Genomic DNA, 17,657 nt, shown 5'->3' with positions numbered 1-17,657 from the left:
ACTGAGTTGAAAAGAAAATCTCAGTTGGATGTTCGTCAGGAGTTCGTTTGTTCATGAGAGAGAAACATCTCTTCTGGAAAGCCGGCAGTCTGCTGATTGCTCTTGTTCTGGTTGCACCTGTGGTTGCTATTTTTTATACGGCTGCCGGAGCTTCCGGTGATGTTTTTCTGCACCTGATGTCTACTGTGATGTCCACTTATGTGTGGAATACCATCATTATCGCTGTCGGCGTTATGGTGTGTGCTTTGTTGTTCGGTCTTCCCTGTGCATGGCTGATGGCGATGTGTCGGTTACCTTCAGAAAAAGTGCTGCAATGGGCATTGGTACTCCCTTTGGCGATGCCGGGCTACATTGTTGGCTATATCTTTACGGACTGGTTTGATTATGCCGGTCCGATTCAGGTTTTTCTCCGACACATGACCGGATGGGAAGGCAATACTTACTGGTTTCCGGATATCCGTAGTCTCGGTGGTGCCAGCCTGATTCTGGGATTGGTGCTCTATCCGTATGTCTATCTGATGTGCCGGGCAGCCTTCATGGAACAAAGTGTATCTCTGCTTCAGTCTGCAAGACTGCTTAAATGTTCCGGCTGGGAAAGTTTTCTGCGTATTTCTCTGCCGATTGCCCGTCCGGCTATTGCCGTCGGTGTTTCTCTGGTGGCGATGGAAGCGGTTGGCGACTTTGGTACGGTGAGTTATTTTGCCGTGAATACGCTAACAACGGCTATTTATGATACCTGGCTGGGTTATTCGAATATCAATGCCGCCGCCAAAATTTCAGCGATGATGCTGATCATTATTTTTCTGTTGCTGAGTGCCGAGCGTTATAGCCGGCGTAAACAAAAACTGTTTCAGGCACAGTTTTCAAGTCATGAAGATATTCGCTATGTGCTCCATGGGTGGCGTAAATGGCTGGCATTGTTCTGGTGCTGGGGATTAGTTTTGATCGCCTTTATTCTACCAGTGATACAGCTATGTGATTATGCATGGATCTATTTTTCACAAAGCTGGACAGCATCATTTCATCGTTATGTTCTCAATAGTCTGCAAGTCTCTGTGATTGCTGCATGTATTGCGGTTGTACTGGCTGTTATGGTGAACTTCTATGTCCGTTTAAGTGGTGCCCGGATCGGTGTTGCCTCGATGAGAGCTGCTTCTCTGGGCTATGCTGTTCCCGGAACCGTACTGGCAATTGGTGTGATGGTTCCTGTTCTGATGATGGACCATCTGGTGAATGATATTGCTAAGTGGATGTCATGGTCACGACCGGGATTAATATTTTCCGGGACAGTTTTTGCTCTGATCATGGCTCTTCTGGTGCGTTTTACCGCGGTTGCCATCGGGAGTGTGGAAAACAGTCTGAATAAAATCACGCCTTCGCTGGATATGGCTTCAAGAACGATGGGATACACGCCAAACCAGATGTTGCGTTGGGTTCATCTGCCACTAATCCGGCGAGGATGCCTGATTGCCGGATTGCTTGTTTTCATTGAATCGATGAAAGAGTTGAATGCGGCATTACTGCTCAGGCCATTTAATTTTGAAACACTGGCAACCTATGTTTATAACTATGCCTCGACGGAGCAACTGGAGCTGGCTGCTCTCCCGGCTCTGATTCTGATCCTGGTAGGGTTGATTCCCTTAATTCTGATTAACCGTTCTCTGGAGTATACCCACTGATGAGCCATGCATTGTCCATCCAGCAATTGACCTGTTGCTACGATACATCCACAGTATTGGATGATTTATCTTTTGACGTAGAGCCGGGAGAAATTGTTTGTCTGCTGGGAGCCAGTGGATGCGGCAAGACCACTTTGCTAAAAGCGATTGCCGGCCTGCTTCCGCTGACTCATGGGATGATCGCTTTAAACGGGCGGGTTGTTGACGATGGTGTTCAGTGGGTTTCTCCGGAAAAACGTAACATCGGGATGATTTTTCAGGATTATGCGCTATTCCCTCATCTGGATGTCAGTCAGAACATTGCTTTTGGGTTAAAGGGGTATTCGTCGGCAGAGAAGAAACATACGGTGAAGGAGATGCTGAAGCTTGTTCATCTTGAAGGGCTGGAAGCGCGTTATCCCCACCAGTTATCCGGTGGTCAGCAACAGCGTGTTGCGATTGCCCGTTCTCTTGCTTATCAACCGGATCTGCTACTGCTGGATGAACCATTTTCTAATATTGATACTCAGGTTCGCCACGACTTAATTGCCGAGATTAGAAAAATTTTTAAAAAGCAGGGAATTACCGCAATTTTTGTGACGCATTCGCGGGAAGAGGCATTTGCATTCGCTGATCGGATGGCAGTGATGAACCATGGCATCATTGAACAATATGGCAGTGCTTCTGAACTTTATTTCCGTCCCTCAAGTAAATTCGTGGCAGATTTCCTGGGAGGAGGTAGTTATCTCCCAGCTAAACGCATTTCTGAACGTGAATATGAAACCATTCTGGGAAATGTTGCCGCAATAACTGAACATCCGATTGGTATCGGAACCCGATGTGATTTATTGTTGCGGCCTCAACATGTCCGGATTGAGCCTGCTGAACATGGTGCAGTTCATGTTCTTGAACAGCAGTTCATGGGAGATCATTGCCGTTATCTGGTTGAGATCAATGGTATCCGATTGCTTGCGACTTCCCGGCAGGCGGTGAAAAACGGTCACCCGGTGACCGTTCATCTGGAACCTGAAGGGATTATTGCTTTTTCTCAGGAAAACTGAATCAGCGGGAGGCCTGATAAATAGCAAATTTATTGGTTTTTGCTACAGTCTGACAATGGCCGAATGCCCGTTCTATTAGCGGGGGATATTTCAGAAAACCATTGGCAACGATAGAAAGTGTTCCTCGTGGGGTCAGATATTGTGGCGCCTGAGCCAGTAAGGTTTCCGTTGCATGGTAGCTGGTGTCCAGCCCTGAGTGGAACGGGGGATTGCTGATAATATGATCGTAAGTGCCTGTGATATCAGAATAGATATCTGACGGAAAAACGAGACCTTTAAGTCCGTTGGCTGCCAGGGTTGCTTTACTGGATTCGATAGCCAGTGCACTAACATCGCACATTGATATAGTAACTGATGGATGTTGTGCTGCGATTACACTGCCAATCACACCGGCACCACATCCGAAATCCAGCACTTCTCCGTGCATTTCAGGCAGGTTATCTAACAGTAACTGACTGCCAAGATCGAATTCACCATGACTGAAAACGCCGGGCAGACTTTTAACGATGATCTCTTGTTGACGGTAATGAACCGAATAAGTTTTGAACCAGTCCTGTATATTGAAAGTATCCGGAGCCTGATGACATTCACCCCAGTAGAAAGAGCAACGACGTGCTGAATCGTATTTTCGGATAATACCGTATGGCTGGAATAACTTTTCGATACTTTTGACACCGGAGCGATTTTCTCCGACCACAACAATTTCGGTTCCCGGACCAAGTTTCGTCATCAGCATTGCCAGCAGATATTCTGCTTCCTGTTTGGCTTTAGGCCAGTAGAGCAACACCATATCAGCATGGCAGTTATCATCTAGCGTTGCACCGAAATAAGCCGTGATTTCTTGTTTATCCGCGATCTGGCGATAGTAACCATAATGTGTCGTAAATACGGAGACTGACTGGCATTCCTGCTGAAGGTGCAGGGGAAACTGGTCTTCTATTTCACCGGCAACCAGCAGGTGTTTGCCCTGAAAATAAGCCAGTTGGCGTTCAGCTATCTGACTTGGCGCTGAATTCTGGGCTGAGAAGTATTCGCTCGACATCATTGCACCCTACATTTGGTATGACTAAAAGAGGCGCGATTTTCTCATAATCTTTGCACCTCTTGAAGTCATTTAACTCTTATCCTGCCTGTTAAGAAATGACTGGAATTCTTCTTCATAAATATTGAACAGAACGATGGTAATCGCAAAAATCAGAGGGCCGTATATTAGTCCCATCAGCCCGAACAGGTGAATCCCGCCAAGTAGTGAGAAAAAAATCATCAGTGTATTCATACCAGCACTGCCTTGCATCAGGAATGGCCGGAGTAAGTTGTCAATTGAGCCGACGACTGCGATGCTCCAGACCACCAGAAAAATTCCCCAGGATGTATCATTGGTCAGGATCAGATACGCACTGGCCGGAATCCATATCAGTGCGGTGCCGACCACCGGAATAAACGATGCAAAGCCCATCATTGTTCCCCAGAATAATCCGGGAAATCCGGCGATCCACATACCTATTCCACCGGCAAATCCCTGTGCCAATGCGGTCAGAAATGATCCCATAACAGCTGACTTGGAAACTTTTTCTATCTCTTCCAGAAGCTTATCTTCCTGACTACGGGAGAGTGGGAGAACATGACGTAAAGTTCTGATCATTTTATTGTGATCCCGAAGCAGGAAAAACAGCACAAAGAGCATCAGGAAGAAGTTCATAATAAAGGCGGTGGCATCGCCAACGAGTCTGGCACTCATTCCAACGAGTTGTGAACCGAACTGACTCGACATTTGTGCCACTTTCTGGGCAATTTCTGTCGGGTTGATTTCACTGAATGGCAGGTAAGTGTTAGCAAAGGCCATGGCTTTCACTGCCCAGGGATGGTTAAAGATCTCCTGGACACCGCCGTGGGTTCCCCATTGATAGAGATTCTGAGAAAAGCGGGCGCCTTGTTGAACGATAGCTCCGAAAACGAACAATAATGGGATCACAATAATGAATGTCAGGATCACACAAGATAGAAATGAAGCAAAGTTTTTATGGCGGGCCAGCTTATGCTCCAGGTGCTGGTGGAGTGGATAAATCAGCAGGGAAATAATGAAAGCAAGCACAATTGAGTTTATATATGGCTCAATCAGCAAATAACATGCAATAGCTGCAATTAATAATGCAATGACAATCACTCGGTGGCTGGACGAGGTGTTCACGTTGTTTTACCTTTGATGACGCATTTTTCAGATATATGCCTGTATCATGACGACTATTCAGGCAGTTATCAATCACCGTTACAGTAGAAATTGGGTTACAGCAGAAATCAATGGCGAACGTAGTGTTTTTCCCGGGTGTGACAGAAAAATAAAAAGACGCTCTGTTACAGAGCGTCTTATCATGAATTATTCGGCTGTCATTATCGCAAAACTGCGATCAACAGCTTCTAATGTGGCTTCAATTTCCTGTGATGAGTGAGCCAGTGAGGCAAAACTAGCTTCGTATGCCGATGGTGCCAGATAGACGCCATGTTCCAGCATCAAATGGAAGAAACGTTTGAATTTCTCAACATCACAGCGAGTGACATCTTCATAACAGGTCACCTGTTCCTGATCAGTAAAGAAGAAGCCGAACATCCCACCGACCTGATGAACAAGGAGAGGAACCCCATGCTTTTCAGCCAGAAATCTGAACCCATCGGCAAGTTGTTTGGTTTTTGCGTGCAGGCGCTTTTCGTTACCTTCTTCTTTTAGCAGACTAAGACAGGCATAACCGGCGGCCATGGCGACCGGATTCCCGGACAGTGTTCCAGCCTGATAAACTGGTCCGGTTGGTGCGATGTACTGCATAATTTCTTTACGTCCGCCAAAGGCACCGACAGGCATTCCGCCACCGATAACCTTACCCAGCGTCGTTAAATCGGGCTTGATGTTATAGTGTGCCTGAGCGCCACCCAAAGCGACCCGAAAACCAGTCATCACTTCGTCCAAAATCAATAATGCACCTTCAGCATCACAAATTGTGCGCAGGCCTTCAAGGAATCCTTCAACCGGCGGAATACAGTTCATGTTTCCGGCAACGGGTTCGACAATAATACAGGCAATTTCGTTTTTATTAGCAGCAAACAGAGCTTTAACTGAGTCCAGATCATTAAAACGAGCGGTCAGAGTGTATTTGGCGAAATCGGCTGGTACGCCGGGAGAACTGGGCTGACCCAAAGTGAGTGCGCCTGAACCGGCTTTTACCAGCAGACTGTCGGCATGGCCGTGGTAGCACCCTTCAAATTTAATGATTTTGTCCCGGCCGGTATATCCGCGTGCCAGACGAATGGCACTCATTGTTGCCTCTGTACCTGAATTTACCATCCGGAGTTGTTCCATCGATGGGACTAATTCAGAAACCAGTTCGGCAATCGCAATTTCCTGTTCGGTCGGAGCACCGAAACTCAAGCCTTTCTGGACTGCGTCAATCACGGCTTCGCGAATGACTGCATGATTATGACCTAAAATCATTGGTCCCCATGAACCGACGTAATCAATGTAAGCCTTACCATCAACATCAAATACTAGTGGACCGTCTGCTCTGTCGATAAAAATCGGCGTGCCGCCAACGCCATTGAAGGCGCGTACTGGCGAATTTACACCACCGGGAATTGTGGTTTGTGCCTTCTGATATAGATCAGATGATTTGGTCATGGGAATTATCCTCTTTTGAGTGGTTGGACCAACTTGGCAAGCATTGTACTATTCATCATTCGAAGAAAAATATTTTTTTCGGTTTTTTTCCTGAAATTCCAAGCCTCTGACACTGCTTTTTGTTGAAACTGAAAGTGCGGCAAATCTGCCGTGTTATACTAAGGTTTTGATTAAAAAGTTTTTTCTGACGTACACCGATGTAATGTTAAGTTGACAGCCGGAACGGTTGGTTTCCCCGTAAAGAGAAAGATAGCTGGATGAATGAGGTGAATACTTGAACGAGTCAGTCAGGTATTAGATAATCAGGACAGACAATACAGAATATCTCATGAAACCATGTTGGCAAGAGATATCAAAAGCATGAGAGAGGTCGTTGTGAGTGATTTAAATGTACCGCTGACATTTTCTGATGCGGCAGCCAAGCGAGTCAAAGCGTTGATTGCCGAAGAAGAAAATCAGAACTTGAAACTACGGGTATATATTACCGGTGGTGGCTGTAGCGGTTTTCAGTATGGGTTTACTTTTGATGAAAATGTGAATGACGGAGATATGACCATTGAGAATAGTGGCGTCACTCTGGTTGTTGACCCGATGAGTCTGCAATATCTGATTGGCGGTGAGGTTGATTATACCGAAGGATTGGAAGGTGCCCGCTTTTTCGTGAATAACCCGAATGCAACGACAACCTGTGGTTGTGGTGCATCGTTTAGTGTCTGATATAGTCTCTCGCCCTGAATAAGCGCCTGAATCCTGTTATATCCATCGTCAGGCGCCATATCATTCATACCGGAGTTCAGAAGTCGGTTTTACCGTTTTGCATACATCAGATGACTAAAGCGTTCCAGCTTCTGAAGTCTGATTTGTGCATTGGCAATAAAGGTTTGTCTGGCTTGCCCCTGAAGTGATTTAGACTGCGGAAGCTTCACTGTTCTGGGGTTTTTATGTACCCCATGAACTAAAAATTCGTAGTGCAGATGCGGTCCGGTAACCCGTCCGGTTCCACCCAGTGCACCGATTTTTTGTCCCTGTTTCACCCGTTGGCCGGTTTTGACAAACCTGCGTTTCAGGTGAAGATATTTGGTCATATAAGTATTGCTGTGTTTGATAAACACATAGTTGCCGTTGAAGCGGTTATAGCTTGATTTGACCACCACGCCATCACCGGCAGCCCAGATCGGTGTGCCGACCGGCGCAACATAATCTGTCCCTCTGTGAGGCTTGACTCTGCCTGTGACCGGATGAAGTCTGCGCGGGTTGAAGTTTGATGATACGCGACGAAAATCGAGTGGAGAGCGTAAAAACGCTTTTTTCATTGCCCGACCATTTTCATCATAATAATTGCCGTTATCGTCATTGATAATGGCTTTAAATGTCGTGCCCTGATTGGTAAATGTTGCGGCGATAATATTGCCTTTACCGACAATTTCTCCTTCCACAATCTCTTCCAGATACAGCAGATTGAATTTATCTCCCTGGCGAATATCCAGAGCAAAGTCTATATCCCAGCCGAAGATTCCAGCTAGTTCCATAATCTGATTCGGAGTTAATCCGGCATTGAGCGCTGCATTCCAGAAGTTGGATGTAATTTCTGCTTCGGCATAATTGTATTGATAGTGAACTTCTTTTTTATCCAGTTTGGCCACAAAGCCACGATCTGACTTTGTAATAACGAACGTTTCGTAAGTCGAGATACTTCGGCGTAACTGGACTAACTGATCATTTTCATCAAAGCCGAAATTGAGTTCATCTCCGGGGCGGAGGCGGGTCAGTTGCTGTTTTATTTCCGGATCACTGGCGGTCAGTTCGTATAACAGACGCGACGACAAGCCGATACGCTGAAATAGTATTGCCGCGCTTTCTCCCGATTTGACCTGATATTGTTCCCATCTCAGAATTGCTGTCGGAGGAATTGCGACTCCGGGGGAAAGAGCTTCTGCATTAATAGAGAGTGGGTAGTGACGGCCAACCTCGAGTAATTTTTCTTTCCCCTGTAGATCTTTTGGGTTGGGCAGAAAAAAAACCGCAATCACAATTAAAGCAGAAAAACATCCGATCAGTGTACGGTGTAATCGTGGAAGGCGAGCAAAAATAGACAACATATAGACTGCGTTTTACCGATTGTTCATAAAATCCTTAGATCAATAGTCTAACTGGTTTCAAAAAGCATCGCTATTCAAGTAATATGTCTAACTAACAAATTTCTGCCAAATCTGTGGGAGTGAACAAGAATGGCAAGCATTGAAACCGCATTAGCTGAAATTAAGCGCGGTGTTGAAGAGTTGATTCCTGAAGAGGAATTGATCGCAAAACTGAAAGAAGGCCGTCCGTTAAGAATTAAATTGGGTGCAGATCCCACGGCTCCGGATATCCATTTAGGCCATACAGTAATTCTGAATAAGTTGCGTGCCTTTCAGGAGCTTGGTCATGAAGTGACTTTCCTGATTGGTGATTTTACCGGTATGGTTGGTGATCCAACCGGAAAAAACACCACTCGTCCGCCGCTGACCCGGGAAGATGTGATTCGTAATGCTGAAACATATAAAGAGCAGGTCTTTAAAATTCTTGACCCGGCAAAAACAAAAATTCAGTTTAACTCGGAATGGCTTTCTGAATTAGGTGCTGAGGGTCTTATTCGTCTGGCTGCGAATCAGACAGTTGCCCGAATGCTGGAGCGGGATGATTTTAAAAAGCGCTACAACAATGGTCAGCCGATTGCGATTCATGAATTTATGTATCCGTTGCTACAGGGATATGATTCCGTCGCAATGGAAACTGATGTTGAGCTGGGCGGAACGGATCAGAAGTTTAATCTGCTGATGGGACGTGAGTTGCAGAAAGCACACGGACAGAAGCAACAGGTCGTTCTGATGATGCCACTACTTGTCGGGCTGGACGGTGAGAAGAAAATGTCTAAGTCGGCTCATAATTATATTGGGATCAACGAAGCTCCCGGAGAAATGTTTGGTAAGATCATGTCGATTTCAGATGATTTGATGTGGACATATTACGATCTGCTGTCATTCCGGCCGATTTCTGAAATACAGCAGTTTAAGTCAGATGTTATTGCCGGTAAAAACCCCCGGGATATTAAGATTCTGCTGGCGAAGGAAATTATTACCCGTTTCCACAATGAAGCTGCCGCCGATGATGCCGAACAGGAATTCATTGCGCGTTTCCAGAAAGGCGCAATCCCGGACGAGATGCCGGAATTCACGTTTACTCCGGGTCTGGCAATCGGGAATATTCTCAAGGATGCAGGTTTGGTTGGTTCAACATCTGATGCAATGCGTATGATTCGTCAGGGGGCAGCCAAAGCGGAAGGTGAGAAAATTGAGGATACGAAATGGATTCCTGAGAACGGCACCTATGTTCTTCAGGTTGGTAAACGGAAGTTTGCCCGGGTAACCATCCAGTAAGCTATCAGCAAGTGAAGCCTGAAATTATGATTCAGGCTTCGCGTTGGACAGATGGGGACTTTCTTCCTGACTCATCTGGATAATATCCCGATAGAATTTCTCTTCAAACTGTTCCAGCTGCGAGCGAATCTGGGCGGTTTCTTTTTCCTCATCGGGGAAGTAGTCGGTCACGAACTGAACGAACAGAACCTGAGGTTTGCCTTTCTCATCCAGCCCGTATCCTGCCATATTGTAACTGCCATATATAGAGCCACTTTTAGCACTCAAATGACCTTTAACAAAAGAAGAACGCATACTTTTTCTGTATTTTAGTGTACCGCTTTGACCGGCAACTGGTAATAATTCAATCAGGTGAAGTGACGGTTCATTCTTCCAGATATAGCGTAAAACGGCAGCGAGCTGATTCGCGGTAACCCGGTTATTCCGTGACAATCCGGAGCCATCGACGAGTTGAGCGGTTTTGAGGTCAATACCTGCTTTGGCATATAAGATTTGTTTGATTGCTTCAGTACCATTGGCAAAACTGCCGGCCTGAACAAAAAACTGATGGCCCAGTGTTTTGGTCACATTGTTGGCAATCAGGTTATCTGAATCTTTAAGCATAGTATCAAGCAGCTCAACTAAAGGTTTGGATTCATGGCTTACCAGAGCGTGTTGTAGCGCTACGGGAGGCCGACCAACAATGACATTTCCCCGTAGATCTATTCCCAGTTGATTGAGAATCTTATACACGATCCGGGTCGCATAAAGGCTGGTATTCTGCAAGGCAAATTTCAGTGGTAATGGTGAGCCCCGTTGTACCAGACATCCCGATAACCGGTAATTGTTTTCGACATTACTGTGCAGTTCCAGATCGCAAAGCTGCTGTTTTTGCTCTTGCAATGAAACTGTTTTAGCCTGGGTGGAAACATGGATTGGATATTGTTCCGGAATATAAACCCGGGTTCTGCCATCGGTCTGAGTATAAATCGAACCGGGGACACAATTATCGTCCAGAACAATCACACTGGATGGCGCACTGTAGCACACGCCCAGAATATCCCAGGGCCAGCCGACAGCTCTTTCATATCCGGTAAACAGACTGTTATCCAGCCATAAGTCTCCGTCAATTTTTGCAATTCCCTGTTGTTTCAGTGTGACGAATAACTGTTTCAAATCATCAGTAGTGAGCTGTGGATCACCACTGAAATGAACAATGACATCATTTCCTGTTCTGCCTAGTACTGTTTTAAAGCGGAATTGGTCTCCCAGTTCTAACTTGGCTGCCAGTGCAGTAATCAGTTTCATGGTACTGGCTGGTGGATAGAATGACTGGCTGCCGGTATCGATTTCTCTCAGGGAAGAATCCAGTTGCTCAACGATAAGTGCTGTCCGGCTACTTGGCGGTAACAGATTGGTATAAGGCGTCGCCTGAGCAGCACACAGGTTAACGGTCAGTAAAATTGTGATAGTGAATAAAAAAGTTCGGAGCACAGGATGACCAGAAATAATAAAGACGTGTCTTTAGTATAACCGGATAAAAAAACGCCTGCTAGCAGCAGGCGTCTTAAGAGACATTTAATCTGTATTAGATTAGAAGTCGTAGCGTAGACCAACAACCAGTTCGTCTTGCTCATCTGCATCACTAACAGTTGTAGTTGAACCAGTTGACAGAGACTCGTATGTATCACCTTGGTCAAGCATGTTGAAGTTATATGATACATAGCTGCGGAAGTTTGGCTGGAAGTAGTAAGCTACTTCTAAGGCAAGGTTATCTACAGCTGTATCGCTGGTTTCACCATAGTTATAAGATGCAATCAGCTTAGTTTTATCGACAGTGTATGATGCAACGAATTCATAGCCATCATAGTTGTCACGACCAGCAGCATCATAATCAATATGGCTGTACAAAGCAGACAGATATAGATCATTCAGAGTGTAAGCTACAGTAGCAACCCACTGACCGTCATCATTTTGTTCACCATAGCCCAAACCGAAGTCAAGACCTATATCACTGAGAGAGTAAATTGCAGACAAGCCATATGCATCTTGATCATTGTTGTTGTATGTACCGGCATTTTCAACACGGTCTGCAAAACGGTATTCTGCATACACACTTAGGGCATCAAATGAACCTGCATATTTCAATTGGTTGTCGATACGATCTAATGCATCTAGTTTATTTACAGCTGAATCACCATGATAAGACAGGATATCAGTGAAGTCAGAAAGCGGAGTAAATACGCCATCTTGTTTACCATAGGTTACTTCACCGTATGTACCACCTAATCCGGCATAAGTATAACGATCAGTAAATGTACTAGTAGAATCTTCGGTATCGTTATCTCCATTGTCATTTGAAGTAAACTGTCCTTCGAAATAACCAACACCGTATAGGTTGTCATTAATTTCTTGTTTACCTAAAAACCCTAGACGAGTACGAGATTCATCAGATGCTTCGCCATCTCTCAGAGCAAGAATACCTTCAACACGTCCTTTCATTGTTAGAGATGTGCCGTCTTGGTTATATAGTTCACCAGCGTTCACGCCAGTTGCCACTGCAGCACCTGCCACTGCAAGAGCGATCAGAGTTTTTTTCATCTTGTTAATCCTAAAAATTACTGTCCATAAACGTTGAGGAACATAATCGATCTGACCTTTTTACTAAGCGAGGTATCGGAGCGACTATCGTCCATCATCTGTCATACGAAAGCGAACAATGTGATATCAATAAAACATTGAACTTTTCGCCTGTTTCGTAGCCTAGTTGTACATGCAAAGGGACCCGTGAAGTTAGTAAAATGATATAAATCGAAGTGATGAACGATGTTTTATTAGATATAAATAAATATCAATTGCTTGATATATCGTGGTTTTTATATGGTTCTGTAAAGTTCCGTAGCTTGAAAAATTTGATCTATATTTATTTTTTTTTACGACTTTTGCTTCATATTTAGAATATCGAAGTGTGGCACGGATCGTGTTTTTGTGTGGGCTAATCCGGAGATATCGCAGGAAGTGCTGAAAGATTTCTGGCAGAGGCCCTGAATTTAGGTGATTTCACTACCAACTTTGTTTACACTGAGTGCATCAATTGAATGAAGAACTACCTAATCCCTGGGATTGGGTAGTTTTGTTTTGTCCAAAGATAACTTTGGTTTCGAGGTATAGAATGGAAAAAGTTCCAATGACAGTCCGTGGCGAACAGTTGCTGCGGGAAGAGCTCGACAGACTCCTGAAATTAAGACCAAAGATTTCACAAGCAATTGCAGAAGCTCGTGAATTGGGAGATCTGAAGGAAAACGCAGAATATCATGCAGCCCGGGAAGAGCAGGGCATCTGTGAAGCTCAGATTCGTGATATAGAATATAAACTATCGATTGCTCAGGTAATTGATGTTACGAAGATAGATAATGCCGGTAAAATTATTTTCGGTTCAACGGTAACTCTGGTTGATGTCGAAACCGATGAAGAGAAACGCTATCAGATTGTTGGTGATGATGAAGCTGACATCAAATCCGGTCGTATTTCGGTGAGTTCTCCAATTGCCCGTGGACTGGTCGGAAAAATGGAAGGAGACGAAGTAACCATCGTCACTCCGGGTGGAGAAAAAACCTTCGATATTGATCAAGTGGAATATAAATAAAAATATAAAATGAGCACTTTGTCATTTTTTAGATGTAAAAATAAAAAGCCGCTAATGCGGCTTTCTTTATTTTCTGGGCAGTTCGACTTTTCTTTGCTCTGAAGGTCGGTATAAAACAAGGACCTTACCGATGGTCTGGATTTTTTCAGCACCGGTTTCGCGAACAATGGCGTCAATAATCAGCTGCTTGGTTTCCCGATCTTCTGACACAACTTTGACTTTTATCAATTCGTGGTGATCAAGCGCGATTTCGATCTCTGCAAGCACAGCTTCTGTCAGGCCATTTGCTCCCATGAGGACCACAGGTTTCAAATGATGGGCCAAGCCCTTTAAATGCTGTTTTTGTTTTGTGCTTAGGTTCATGATGCAGCCAATTTAATTTACTATATTAGGGTTGAAAACAGCTATTTTAACGCCATCTATGGAAGATGACCACATCTTCTGCCTCTTGTTTATCAGGTGAAGTTATTTGTATTGGAACAGCAATGAGTAAAAAGAAGCATTCTGCGAGCTCGGGCCGGTGGCTGAAAGAGCATTTTGATGATAAATATGTAAATGATGCAAAGAAGAAAGGTTATCGTTCTCGTGCTATCTTCAAGTTAGAAGAAATACAAGGGAAAGATAAACTACTCAGGCCGGGAATGACAGTTGTTGATTTGGGAGCCGCTCCTGGAGGATGGTCTCAGTATGCTGCGAATGTCGTTGGGGATACTGGTCAGGTGATTGCCTGCGATATTCTGCCGATGGATTCGATTGCTGGTGTCGCTTTTCTTCAGGGGGATTTCCGTGAGGAGGCAGTACTCAATGCATTACTGGACAGAATTTCTCCGAACCTTGTTGATGTAGTGATGTCAGATATGGCACCGAACATGGCGGGAAACTTATCGGTTGATCAGCCAAGAGCAATGTATCTGGTAGAATTAGCGCTGGACATGTGTCGACAAGTCCTGGCTGAGAATGGTAGCTTTATCGTAAAAGTTTTCCAGGGAGAAGGCTTTGATCAATATGTGAAAGATGTCCGGGCACTGTTTAAAGTCGTAAAAATCAGGAAACCAGACTCATCGAGAGCCCGCTCTCGGGAAGTCTATATTGTAGCAACTGGTTACAAAGGGTAACCATTTACGGGGCTCAGTCGCTGCCGCCACGGTAGCTACATACTATAATCTGTAGTACCCTACCTTTAATTACAACTAGTTATCGCGAGGCTTACACCTTGAGTGACATGGCAAAAAATTTAATATTATGGCTGGTTATCGCCGTTGTCTTAATGTCAGTATTCCAGAGCTTTGGCCCTGGAGATAATAGTGGCAGGGCGATTGACTATACCACTTTCGTCAAAGAAGTGGGTCAGGGCCAGATTCAGGAAGCTCAGTTTAAAGATAGTGAGATTACCTTTACCCGCCGGGGAAGTAGCGCACGTTATGTGACTTATATGCCCGTCTATGATCAGAAGCTACTGGATGATTTGATCAACCAAAATGTCAAAGTCCAGGGAACTCCACCTGAAGAGCAAAGTTTGCTGGGAACCATCTTTATTTCCTGGTTCCCGATGATTCTGTTGATTGGTGTATGGATCTTCTTCATGCGGCAAATGCAGGGCGGCGGCGGCAAAGGTGCCATGTCGTTTGGTAAGAGCAAAGCCCGTATGATGACGGAAGAACAGATTAAAACCACATTTGGTGACGTTGCCGGGTGTGACGAAGCCAAGGAAGATGTGAAAGAGCTTGTCGATTATCTGCGTGATCCGAGCCGTTTTCAGAAGCTTGGCGGAAAAATACCGACTGGTGTATTGATGGTTGGTCCTCCGGGTACAGGTAAAACTTTGCTGGCCAAAGCGATTGCCGGAGAAGCGAAAGTACCATTCTTTACTATTTCTGGTTCTGACTTTGTTGAAATGTTCGTTGGGGTCGGTGCTTCCCGGGTCAGGGATATGTTTGAGCAGGCCAAGAAAGCTTCTCCCTGTATCATATTCATTGATGAAATTGACGCGGTTGGTCGCCAGCGTGGTGCCGGTGTCGGCGGCGGACATGATGAACGTGAGCAGACGCTTAACCAAATGCTGGTCGAGATGGATGGTTTTGAAGGACATGAAGGTATTATTGTCATTGCCGCAACTAACCGTCCGGACGTTTTGGACCCTGCGTTATTACGTCCCGGACGTTTTGACCGCCAGGTTGTTGTCGGACTACCGGATATCCGTGGCCGTGAGCAGATCCTGAAAGTACATATGCGTAAAGTGCCGACAGCCACAGATGTGAATGCCTCGCTGATTGCCCGTGGTACTCCTGGTTTCTCTGGTGCAGATTTAGCAAACCTGGTCAATGAAGCTGCATTGTTTGCTGCACGCGGAAATAAACGTAATGTTTCCATGGTTGAGTTTGAACTTGCGAAAGACAAAATCATGATGGGAGCGGAGCGACGCTCAATGGTGATGTCTGAGGAAATTAAAGCATCAACGGCATATCATGAAGCAGGACACGCGATTGTCGGGCGTTTAGTGCCTGAGCACGATCCAGTATATAAAGTATCGATAATTCCACGTGGTCGGGCATTGGGTGTCACTATGTATTTGCCCGAACAGGATCGAATCAGTATGTCCCGCCAGCATCTGGAGTCGATGATTTCCAGCTTATATGGTGGTCGTCTTGCTGAAGAGTTGATCTATGGTTCAGACAAGGTTTCTACTGGTGCGTCAAACGACATTGAACGAGCGACAGATATAGCCCGTAAAATGGTGACGCAGTGGGGATTCTCAGACAAGTTAGGGCCATTGCTGTATACCGAAGAAGAGGGTGAAGTTTTTCTTGGACGTAGTGTAACTAAAACGAAGCATATGTCTGACGATACGGCAAAACTGATTGATGATGAGATTCGGAAAATTATTGATCGAAACTATGAGCGTGCGAAGAAAATTCTGTTGGAAAATATGGATATCATGCATTCGATGAAAGATGCTTTGATGAAGTATGAAACGATAGATGCCGGTCAGATTGATGACCTGATGGAACGGAAATCTGAGATCCGGGAACCTGCCGGATGGGTAGAACAGGATTTGGCCGCTCAGGAGAAAATGAAGTCAACTGCTCAGGCTACTGATGCTCCGGAGAAACCTCAACAGGAGGAACATAAGGATGAATCAGATAGTGATGATCACAGTGGACGAACTGAGTAAATAATTATCTCAGAAAAAGCCCCGCGTGTTCGGGGCTTTTTGCTGTTATGGGAGCGTTATGGAGATTCGGACATCCAATAAAACATTAACCTTAGACTATCCTCAAATTATGGGGATTCTGAATACGACCCCGGATTCTTTTTCTGATGGCGGACAGTTTACCTCACCGGAAAAAGCTCTGGCTCATGCAGAGGCGATGATTGAAGCCGGAGCCACAATTATTGATGTCGGAGGAGAGTCAACCCGTCCCGGAGCTGCTGAAGTCTCTTTGGGTGAGGAATTACAACGTGTGATCCCTGTTGTCCGGTCTATTCGTCAAAAATATCCTGAAGTGTGGATCTCTGTTGATACCAGTAAATCTGAAGTGATGCAGCAGGCCATTGATGCCGGTGCTGATTTGATTAATGATATACGATCACTTCAGGAGCCCGGTGCATTAGACGTGGTTGCAAAGGCTGATATTCCGGTTTGTTTAATGCATATGCAGGGGCAGCCCGGAACGATGCAATGTCATCCTGAATATCGTGATGTTCTGCAGGAAGTCTATGTGTTTTTGCATGATAGAATTGCCGAGTGTGAAAAAGCAGGCATTCGACGGGAAAATATTATTCTTGATCCTGGTTTTGGTTTTGGGAAGTCACTTGAGCATAATTATCGTTTATTAGCTAACCTAAAAACTTTTCACCAATTTGGATTACCGTTGCTTATTGGTGTGTCCAGAAAAACAATGTTACATAAGTTTCTTGATAAACAGCCTGTTGATTGTGTAGTAGCCAGTGTTGTTTGTGCCGCTGTTGCAGCAATGCAGGGTGCACAGATCTTTCGTGTACACGATGTTGAAGAAACAGTTGAAGCGATGAAAATTATCCATATGATTCAGGCGAATCAATAATAATACCAATCAGAGTCATTCAATGGTCAGAGATTGCGCAGAAAAAAGGCTTGAAAGCACAGCAAAAATTTTAGGAAGTAATTACTCTACGTATAAAATTTTTAACGCAGCAATCAAGCTTTTTAAACAGTCAGAATGATCAGATAATTATCGCTATTGGTATAAGAAT

15 protein-coding genes are annotated in these 17,657 nt (G+C 44.9%); 8 read left to right on the top strand and 7 right to left on the bottom strand.

The window, feature by feature from the left end:
- The first annotated feature begins 53 nt into the window (after positions 1-53).
- Both OCU74_RS13015 and OCU74_RS13010 read left to right on the top strand, forming a co-directional pair.
- On the top strand, positions 54-1,679 hold the full coding sequence (locus OCU74_RS13015; protein ID WP_087481332.1) for an ABC transporter permease: 1,626 nt from the start codon (positions 54-56) through the stop codon (positions 1,677-1,679).
- A complete protein-coding gene (locus OCU74_RS13010; RefSeq protein ID WP_087481333.1) occupies positions 1,679-2,719 on the top strand; it encodes an ABC transporter ATP-binding protein in 1,041 nt (346 codons plus the stop codon). The genes OCU74_RS13015 and OCU74_RS13010 overlap by 1 nt, the downstream gene beginning before the upstream one ends.
- Position 2,720: 1 nt before the next feature.
- Here the strand turns inward: OCU74_RS13010 and rsmC are convergent, their stop codons facing one another.
- The 3 genes from rsmC to hemL all read right to left on the bottom strand — a co-directional run bounded on the left by rsmC (position 2,721) and on the right by hemL (position 6,383).
- Positions 2,721-3,761 carry a 16S rRNA (guanine(1207)-N(2))-methyltransferase RsmC gene (gene rsmC / locus OCU74_RS13005; protein ID WP_087481334.1) on the bottom strand — a complete coding sequence of 347 codons (1,041 nt, stop codon included), beginning with the start codon at positions 3,759-3,761 and terminating at the stop codon, positions 2,721-2,723.
- A 72-nt stretch (positions 3,762-3,833) separates the two neighbouring features.
- Positions 3,834-4,907, bottom strand: coding sequence for an AI-2E family transporter (locus OCU74_RS13000; protein WP_087481335.1), 1,074 nt, complete (start codon positions 4,905-4,907; stop codon positions 3,834-3,836).
- 186 nt (positions 4,908-5,093) lie between these two features.
- Positions 5,094-6,383, bottom strand: coding sequence for a glutamate-1-semialdehyde 2,1-aminomutase (gene hemL, locus OCU74_RS12995; RefSeq protein ID WP_087481336.1), 1,290 nt, complete (start codon positions 6,381-6,383; stop codon positions 5,094-5,096).
- A gap of 375 nt (positions 6,384-6,758) precedes the next feature.
- On the opposite strand from hemL, the gene erpA reads away from it, so the two are divergent.
- Positions 6,759-7,100: an iron-sulfur cluster insertion protein ErpA gene (erpA, locus tag OCU74_RS12990; RefSeq protein ID WP_087481434.1), complete on the top strand. Its 342-nt coding sequence runs from the start codon at positions 6,759-6,761 to the stop codon at positions 7,098-7,100.
- Positions 7,101-7,189: 89 nt separating this feature from the next.
- Here erpA and OCU74_RS12985 read toward each other — a convergent pair whose 3' ends face one another.
- Complete coding sequence (locus OCU74_RS12985; RefSeq protein ID WP_087481337.1) at positions 7,190-8,482, bottom strand: peptidoglycan DD-metalloendopeptidase family protein; 1,293 nt, start codon at positions 8,480-8,482, stop codon at positions 7,190-7,192.
- A gap of 129 nt (positions 8,483-8,611) precedes the next feature.
- Here OCU74_RS12985 and tyrS point away from each other — a divergent pair, with 129 nt between their 5' ends.
- Positions 8,612-9,799 carry a tyrosine--tRNA ligase gene (tyrS, locus tag OCU74_RS12980; RefSeq protein WP_087481338.1) on the top strand — a complete coding sequence of 396 codons (1,188 nt, stop codon included), beginning with the start codon at positions 8,612-8,614 and terminating at the stop codon, positions 9,797-9,799.
- Between the two features lie 24 nt (positions 9,800-9,823).
- On the opposite strand, the gene dacB is transcribed toward tyrS, so the two are convergent.
- Both dacB and OCU74_RS12970 read right to left on the bottom strand, forming a co-directional pair.
- Positions 9,824-11,272 carry a serine-type D-Ala-D-Ala carboxypeptidase gene (dacB, locus tag OCU74_RS12975; protein WP_234993590.1) on the bottom strand — a complete coding sequence of 483 codons (1,449 nt, stop codon included), beginning with the start codon at positions 11,270-11,272 and terminating at the stop codon, positions 9,824-9,826.
- 99 nt (positions 11,273-11,371) lie between these two features.
- Complete coding sequence (locus tag OCU74_RS12970) at positions 11,372-12,379, bottom strand: porin (RefSeq protein ID WP_087481339.1); 1,008 nt, start codon at positions 12,377-12,379, stop codon at positions 11,372-11,374.
- Positions 12,380-12,950: 571 nt separating this feature from the next.
- Here OCU74_RS12970 and greA point away from each other — a divergent pair.
- Entirely contained in the window at positions 12,951-13,424 is a 474-nt protein-coding gene (gene greA / locus OCU74_RS12965) for a transcription elongation factor GreA (RefSeq protein ID WP_087481340.1), read from the top strand.
- Positions 13,425-13,490: 66 nt separating this feature from the next.
- Here greA and yhbY read toward each other — a convergent pair whose 3' ends face one another.
- Positions 13,491-13,787: a ribosome assembly RNA-binding protein YhbY gene (gene yhbY / locus OCU74_RS12960; RefSeq protein WP_087481341.1), complete on the bottom strand. Its 297-nt coding sequence runs from the start codon at positions 13,785-13,787 to the stop codon at positions 13,491-13,493.
- A gap of 122 nt (positions 13,788-13,909) precedes the next feature.
- Between yhbY and rlmE the strand changes: the two genes are divergently transcribed.
- From rlmE to folP, 3 genes are all read left to right on the top strand, one after another.
- Positions 13,910-14,539, top strand: a complete 630-nt coding sequence (gene rlmE / locus OCU74_RS12955) for a 23S rRNA (uridine(2552)-2'-O)-methyltransferase RlmE (RefSeq protein ID WP_087481436.1) — start codon at positions 13,910-13,912, stop codon at positions 14,537-14,539.
- A gap of 98 nt (positions 14,540-14,637) precedes the next feature.
- Positions 14,638-16,596: an ATP-dependent zinc metalloprotease FtsH gene (gene ftsH / locus OCU74_RS12950; protein ID WP_087481342.1), complete on the top strand. Its 1,959-nt coding sequence runs from the start codon at positions 14,638-14,640 to the stop codon at positions 16,594-16,596.
- A 58-nt stretch (positions 16,597-16,654) separates the two neighbouring features.
- On the top strand, positions 16,655-17,488 hold the full coding sequence (gene folP / locus OCU74_RS12945) for a dihydropteroate synthase (RefSeq protein ID WP_087481343.1): 834 nt from the start codon (positions 16,655-16,657) through the stop codon (positions 17,486-17,488).
- Positions 17,489-17,657 lie beyond the last annotated feature (169 nt).

Origin of the sequence: Vibrio mangrovi, from assembly GCF_024346955.1 — a bacterium.
GTDB lineage: Bacteria > Pseudomonadota > Gammaproteobacteria > Enterobacterales > Vibrionaceae > Vibrio > Vibrio mangrovi.
The sequence above is the reverse complement of the archived record's forward strand: the minus strand, read 5'-3'. Positions and strand labels throughout refer to the sequence as shown.